9 protein-coding genes are annotated in these 6,978 nt (G+C 47.7%); 7 read left to right on the top strand and 2 right to left on the bottom strand.

The features are described from left to right. The 3 genes from NZ772_10560 to NZ772_10550 all read left to right on the top strand — a co-directional run. A partial coding sequence (locus tag NZ772_10560) for an ABC transporter ATP-binding protein (GenBank protein ID MCS6813993.1) occupies positions 1-489 on the top strand: 489 nt, incomplete at its 5' end. A gap of 99 nt (positions 490-588) precedes the next feature. Then, entirely contained in the window at positions 589-798 is a 210-nt protein-coding gene (locus NZ772_10555) for a hypothetical protein (protein MCS6813992.1), read from the top strand. Positions 799-1,291: 493 nt separating this feature from the next. After that, positions 1,292-1,495 (top strand): hypothetical protein, encoded by a 204-nt coding sequence (locus tag NZ772_10550; GenBank protein MCS6813991.1) that lies wholly within the window; start codon positions 1,292-1,294, stop codon positions 1,493-1,495. Between the two features lie 34 nt (positions 1,496-1,529). Here NZ772_10550 and NZ772_10545 read toward each other — a convergent pair whose 3' ends face one another. Beyond that, a complete protein-coding gene (locus NZ772_10545; protein MCS6813990.1) occupies positions 1,530-2,111 on the bottom strand; it encodes an FKBP-type peptidyl-prolyl cis-trans isomerase in 582 nt (193 codons plus the stop codon). 37 nt (positions 2,112-2,148) lie between these two features. After that, positions 2,149-2,472: a phasin family protein gene (locus NZ772_10540; GenBank protein ID MCS6813989.1), complete on the bottom strand. Its 324-nt coding sequence runs from the start codon at positions 2,470-2,472 to the stop codon at positions 2,149-2,151. 83 nt (positions 2,473-2,555) lie between these two features. On the opposite strand from NZ772_10540, the gene NZ772_10535 reads away from it, so the two are divergent. The 4 genes from NZ772_10535 to NZ772_10520 form a co-directional block, all read left to right on the top strand. After that, complete coding sequence (locus NZ772_10535; GenBank protein ID MCS6813988.1) at positions 2,556-2,867, top strand: TIGR03792 family protein; 312 nt, start codon at positions 2,556-2,558, stop codon at positions 2,865-2,867. Between the two features lie 159 nt (positions 2,868-3,026). Then, the gene (locus tag NZ772_10530) at positions 3,027-4,067 is read left to right on the top strand and encodes a diguanylate cyclase (GenBank protein ID MCS6813987.1); all 1,041 of its coding nucleotides are present in this window, start codon (positions 3,027-3,029) and stop codon (positions 4,065-4,067) included. 49 nt (positions 4,068-4,116) lie between these two features. Next, entirely contained in the window at positions 4,117-5,733 is a 1,617-nt protein-coding gene (locus tag NZ772_10525) for a response regulator (protein ID MCS6813986.1), read from the top strand. A gap of 78 nt (positions 5,734-5,811) precedes the next feature. Then, on the top strand, positions 5,812-6,978 hold a 1,167-nt coding region (locus NZ772_10520), incomplete at its 3' end, for an AAA family ATPase (GenBank protein ID MCS6813985.1).

Raw genomic sequence — 6,978 nt, 5'->3', positions numbered from 1 at the left:
CCAATAATGACGATCGGTCAGAGCATTATGGATCCCTTACGGATTCATAACTTGGCCGATGCCAAAACTGCGAAGGCTCAAGTGTTAGATATGTTGACCCAGGTAGGGTTAGTTCCAGCAGCCGAATTCTACCAGCGCTACCCATCGGAACTATCTGGAGGGCAACAACAGCGGGCTGCTATTGCCCGTGCTCTGATCACGCGCCCCCAGTTGCTAATCTGTGATGAGCCTGTGAGTATGCTAGATGCAACGGTACAGGCTCAAGTGTTGGACTTGATGTCAACGTTGAAGCAGACATTTAACCTAACCTATCTGTTTATCACCCATGATTTAGCCGTGGCGCGTTCATTTTGCGATCGGATTGCAGTCATGCAAGCAGGGAAACTGGTAGAAATTGGCACTACCCAAGAAATTTTTAAGAACCCCCAACATCCTTACACCCAAACCTTATTGAACGCGGCATCTTGGCTGCGTTGGCAACTGTCATGAACATTCCTAGCGCTAACGGTTAGCAGCTAACTGTTAACTAATGTGTACTAAAATAGCAAGCATATCGATTACCGATAGTATGCACAGGAGTTGGGCGGTATGTTTATGAGCGAAATCACACCAATCCTCAACGAGTTCGTGAAGCAGCCGATCGCCTTCTTGGGTGGATTTGCCTCAGGTTTGTTGCGACTGAACCTAGCAGATGAGCCCGTGAAAAGCTGGATTGACCGACAGGTAGGCCAATCTACAGTATCTACCGGTGAACAATCGCCTAGTAAGCAAGGCCCACAATCCATTTCAATTGACTAAACCTTGGTGAGCTAATTGATAAATCTGGCAAGACAGTAACGTGTAGAGCGGGCAGTTCTCTCTGGGATGTCTATGTAAACACCTCTAAGCTGCATACAGGACTGACACCTTGGCACTAGCTATAGTGCTCAGAGGGACATCTAGGGAGCGCTGCCATTAAAACTCGTAGTGGCTAAGTTCTCACAGCAAACACTCTAATTAACCTTGCACTGCTATGTCTGTCTGACACTGATGTGCTTGCAGAGGTAACTAGTATGGTTGTAGAGGTCGTTGGCTAATAACTACCAATCAGCCAAGGTTACTGTTAATCAACCAAGATTACCGTTAATGAAGCAAGTTGATACAATTCGCGTAATCATTACGTAAAACTGCTGAAAATTTAACATTAAACAATGCTTGCTATCCAAACTTCGCGAGGAAACACTAGACACATAGCTTGGTAGCCATTCCTATGATCTTCATAGAATCTTTATCATTCTCAACTGAGGATATTATGGCACCTACCGATTGTTTCCCCTACACTATGGCTGAACTGTTTGCTCATGCCACTAGTTCTGGCGTATTGACGTTAACTGACCGCTATACGATGAAGGCAGCTGTGCTGCAAGAGAATCTTCCTGATGAAGAGCGAAAGGTTATCGATCGCTTACTCTATGGTGTCCGCAAGGGCCGACTGCGTCTAGTTGATAGCTACTAGGCTCTAGAGCGAACTAGCTGACCTACTAGACTCCCTAGTTAACTTGCAACAGTTCTACATCAAAAATTAGTGTTGCATTAGGTGGAATAACACCCCCTGCACCGCGAGCACCATATCCCAGTTCTGGTGGAATAATGAGCTGGCGGCGACCGCCAACTTTCATGGACGCAACTCCCTCATCCCAACCACGAATGACTTGGCCGACTCCAATCTTAAATTCAAAGGGACGCTTGCGATCGCGAGAGCTGTCAAACTTGCTGCCATCTTCTAACGTACCTGTGTAGTGCACTTTAACTCGTTGTCCTGGTTTAGGACTGTCTCCGGTGCCTTCCACAAGATCGATATACTGAAGCCCACTAGGGGTGGTAACTACTGGTTTTGGAGCATCTGATTGCGGGGTTGACATAGAAATAATAGTTGTAGACTGGCTCTCAGTTATCGTGGCGCTAGCTTGGTGGGGTGCTGGCTCCTCTGATGTTGGCGACTTAGTGGTCTGAGCTAGTGGTGTTTCAGCAGTAGGTGTAGCGTTGGCAGTGGTTATTGGTAGTAGTTGAGAAACCACCAACAATAAGCAACAAACTACCATCACTCCTAGACTGATCAAAATCTCTCTCATGGGTTTCTCTCCTGCAAATATGACCAATAACTTACCGCTATTGCCAAAGACGATTCTCTATGGCTCTGACTTGACGCTCTAGGCGATCGATCCGACCGCGTAGTTCGTCAATTTCTGTCTGACGAGGCACACCAATATCCTGCAAGATGTTACGAATTTGGCGCTGGAGTTGAGCCTCAAAATTACCCTGTTGTGACCTGAGTTGCTCCATCATCATGTCAACAAAACTAGTGGCCTCATCAGGATTCAGCTTACCAGTCTTTACCCACTCGTCCGTTGCCTCCCGCAACTTTTCTGCCACCAGCGACGTAGTCCCGATGCCAATCATAAGAAGTTGTTTAAGTAAATCGCTGCTGTCCATGTGGTTCAATCCTGTATCAGGGGCATTAGATGGTGCACTAACTGATTCACGCTACTCTGTAAGTTTAGCTCACGAGTAAATCTATGGTGATTGAATGGCTAAAATTTGATGTCGATCCTGAGCTGCGAGAGGCATTTATCCAAGCAGATGATGACATCTGGTCAACTGCACTAGCTAACTATCCAGGATATTTGGGTAAAGAGGTATGGATCAGCCCAACCGCACCTAGGGATGTAATTGTGATCGTTCGATGGGCCTCACAAGCAGCATGGGATGCGGTACCTACCGACGAGGTTAACCAAGTTGAGGCAAGGTTTTCAGCTCGGATGAAGGGAGCATATCGTCTCGTAGAATCAAGCGCCTATCAACAGCGCAAGTTTCGTCAGAATAGTTAGGGTTAGTGCGTTTAGAGCAAGCAAGTTCAGAGTCATGACTACTTAGCAGGTCAGTGCTGTTGATAAGCTGTCTGATGGTAATGGGGTTAGATGTATATAGGTAATCAGGCCCTGTAAAGATAACCAGACCCTATTAATTGAGAGAGGTGGCTAGCTGCAATGGAAGGCAGCAAACTCCTAGAAGCTTTCAGTCCGCCTACCAAAGGCGATATTCTGGTAGTTGATGATACACCAGATAATTTACACTTGCTCTCTACTATGCTGGCAGAGCAAGGTTATAAGGTGCGCGGGGCTATTAGTGGACAGATGGCGCTGATGGGTGCAAAGGCTCAACCCCCCGATTTAATCTTGCTGGATTTGAATATGCCCCAGATTAATGGCTATGATGTCTGTTTGGCATTGAAGGCAGATCCTAAAACCCAAGGGATACCAGTCATTTTTATTAGCGCATTGGATGAAGTACTGGATAAGGTGAGAGCCTTCAAAGCAGGGGGAGTAGACTATATTACCAAGCCATTTCATTTGGAAGAAGTAGTTGCGCGGGTAGAGAGTCAGTTGGCGCTACGACGGCTGCAAAGGGCACTGCAAGAACAGAACGATCGCCTCCGCCAGGAGATTGCTGATCGCCTGCAAGCAGAATCTGCCCTAGCCCAAGCAAACCAAGAACTGCGTCGCTATGCTGAAGAGCTAGAGCGACTCACACTTACAGATGATTTGACCTTACTAGCTAATCGTCGGTGTTTTGATCAACGATTGCATCATGAATGGCGTAGGCTAGCGCGGGAACAAGGTGACATTGCCTTAATTTTGTGTGACATTGACAACTTTAAAGCGTATAACGATACCTATGGGCATATAGAGGGGGATGCCTGTCTAAAAAAAGTTGCACAAGCAATTCAAGCGTTGGCGCGTCGTCCAGCAGACTTGGTAGCCCGTTACGGGGGAGAAGAGTTTGCGATCGTCCTTCCCAACACTAACCTACAGGGTGCTCTACAGGTGGCTGAGGGAATTCAGGATGCCGTTCGTAAGCTCCAGATTCCCCATTGTCAGTCATCTACAGGTCAACGTGTTACATTGAGTATCGGTGTTTTTAGTACTGTCCCGACACCGGGGTCATCACCAGAAATTTTGGTGTCTATTACGGATCAGCTTCTCTACGCGGCGAAGAACCAGGGAAAGGATCGAATCGAATGTAAGTAAGTACATCGAGCCATCGATTCAACCCTAGAGTAACCCATCGCTACTGCCTATGGCTGTTCCTGTACCTGTTCAGCGAACTGTCTGTGACCGATGCTTATATCGTCAGTTTCCCCACGACATCATGTTAGACCCCCAACCAGCCGTAGTTAAAGGCGATATTTTGGTAGTAGATGATACACCAGACAATTTGCGCCTGCTGTCTACAATGCTGACGGAGCAAGGTTATAAGGTGCGGAGTGCTATTAGTGGCGCGATCGCCCTCATGGGAGTGAATGCATCGCCGCCTGATTTAATCTTGCTAGATATCAACATGCCCGAAATGGATGGCTATCAGGTATGTCAAGCTCTAAAAGCCAATGAGGTTACTCATGATATTCCAGTCATCTTCGTTAGCGCCTACAACGAGGTGCTAGACAAAGTCAAGTCCTTTGCGGTTGGGGGCGTAGACTATATCACCAAGCCCTTCCAAATGGAGGAAGTGGTTGCACGAATTGATTGTCATCTATCTCTGTGGCGGTTGCAGCAACAATTGCAACAACAGCAACTTGAGTTGCAGCATCAAAACGCTCGCCTGCAACAAGAAATTGCTGAACGACAGCAAGCAGAGCAAGCACTGAAACAAGCAGAGGCTAAATATCGCAGCATTGTTGAAAACGCCGTTGAAGGTATTTATCAGGTCACACCCAACGGTAAGTATATTAGTGCTAATCCTTCCCTAGCCAGAATTTTAGGGTATGGCTCCCCATCTGAGTTGATGCAACAGGTTACCAATGTTAGTCAACAACTGTATGTAGAGCCAAGTCGCTTGGCAGAGTTAGCAGCATATTTGCAACGATATGACGTGATTTCTGAATTTGAGTCTCAGGTTTATTGTAAAGATGGCTCTACCATTTGGATTGCTGAGAATGTCCGTTGTGTGCGGGATGATGAGGGCAATGTGTTGTACTACGAGGGGATGGTGCAGGATGTTAGCGATCGTCGTCAAACTGAGGTGGAACTACGCCAAGAGCGCCAAAAAACAGAGCGTCTGTTGTTGAACATTCTGCCCCAGCCAATCGCTCAACGGTTAAAGGGCAAGCCTCAGACAATCGCCGATAACTTTGAAGATGTCACGGTGTTGTTCGCTGATATTGTGGACTTTACCCAACTGTCTGCCCATACTTCTCCGACGCAACTAATTGACTTGCTCAACGAAATCTTTTCAGCCTTTGATCAAATTGCAGAACGCTATGGTCTAGAAAAGGTGAAAACGATCGGAGATGCTTACATGGCGGCCGCTGGTTTGCCCATGCCCCGTGCAGACCATGCGCAGGCTGTAGCAGAAGCCGCCTTAGCAATGCAACAAGCTATCACTAACTTTCACTATGGTGAACAGCAAAGCTTTCAACTACGGATTGGCATCAACACTGGGCCTGTGATTGCCGGGGTGATTGGCATGAAAAAGTTTGCCTATGACCTCTGGGGCGATACGGTCAATGTGGCTAGTCGCATGGAGTCTCAGGGTGAGGCAGGCAAAATCCAAGTAACTGATACGGTGTACGATCGACTAAAGGAACACTTTAGCTTCGAGAAACGTGGCTCTATTGCTGTCAAAGGCAAGGGCATGATGACTACCTACTGGCTAACAGGTAAGCTGCCAACCCCTGCCTCTAGTGACGGCGATTAGGGTAGCAGTCAATGAGTGTTCATAACACCAGTAGTCTCCTAGACAATAAGATGCTGTAGTAATGGACTGAAGCCTGTGATGCTATCTAAAAGTGTGCAGCAAGTGCAAAACCTAATCCTGTCCTTCCATCCTGTCATTGTGATGGAAACTGTGGAGGAAGAACGGGTGCAAACCTTGTTACAAACAGCCACCCAAGAGATGCAGATGCCTCTGTTTGAGTGGAGCATTACTCAGGGTTTGGTGCGATCGCCAGCCTCTTACCAGTCCCGGTGGACGAATGAATATGCCCCACCTGGCTCTGTCAAACCCACTGCCTTTGAAGATACGGCTGATCCGCTTAAGGCGTTGCAGTATATCCAAGCAATGACGCAAAAAGCAGTGTTCTTGCTCAAGGACTTTGCCAAGCATCTCGACGACCCCGTGCTAGTTCGTCAGTTTCGAGAAGTGAGTCAAGACTTTTCTCATCACCGATCGACCCTGGTAGTTAGTGGTGAGACTGTCAACTTACCACCAGAACTAGCCCATGATGCTGTCATGGTGGATATCAAGCTTCCAGGGCGAGATGAATTGCACGCAGTGGTAATGGAAGTGATTCAGACCCTGCGGCATCGGGGTCGAATTCAGGTTGAGCTACAGGAATCCGAGATTCCCATCCTTGTGCAAGCCCTCAATGGCATGACCCTAAAACAAGCCCGACAGGTGACTGCCTATGCTGCCTTAGAAGACGGTAAACTCAGTATTCATGATGTTGCTCGTATCCTACACCGCAAGGCTCAAGTGATTCGAGAGGGAAGCGTACTAGAATATTTTCCCGTAGAAGAAAACACAGTAAGCTGGGGTGGCTTTGGGGGGTTAAAGCAATGGCTCAACCAAGCACGGGTAGGGTTTAGCCCTCAAGCTCATGCCCTTAATCTTGCCCCGCCCAAGGGCATTTTAATCGTGGGGATTCAGGGCTGTGGCAAGTCGTTAGCTGCAAAGGCGATCGCCCAAGCTTGGAAGATGCCCCTACTAAAACTAGACGCTGGACGACTGTATGACAAGTATGTGGGCGAGTCAGAAAAAAACTTTCGCCAAGCTATTACCCTAGCAGAGTCAATGGCCCCTGCCGTGCTGTGGATTGACGAAATTGAGAAAAGCTTGGGGAATAGTGCTAGCGGTGATGGTGATGGTGGGCTAAGTCGGCGGATGTTTGGTTCTTTCTTGACCTGGATGCAAGAGAAATCGCAAGAAGTGTTTGTGGTCGCT

Source organism: Cyanobacteriota bacterium (genome assembly GCA_025054735.1).
Classification (GTDB): domain Bacteria; phylum Cyanobacteriota; class Cyanobacteriia; order SKYG9; family SKYG9; genus SKYG9.
Note: the sequence above shows the minus strand (reverse complement) of the source record. Positions and strands in the feature narration are given on the sequence as shown.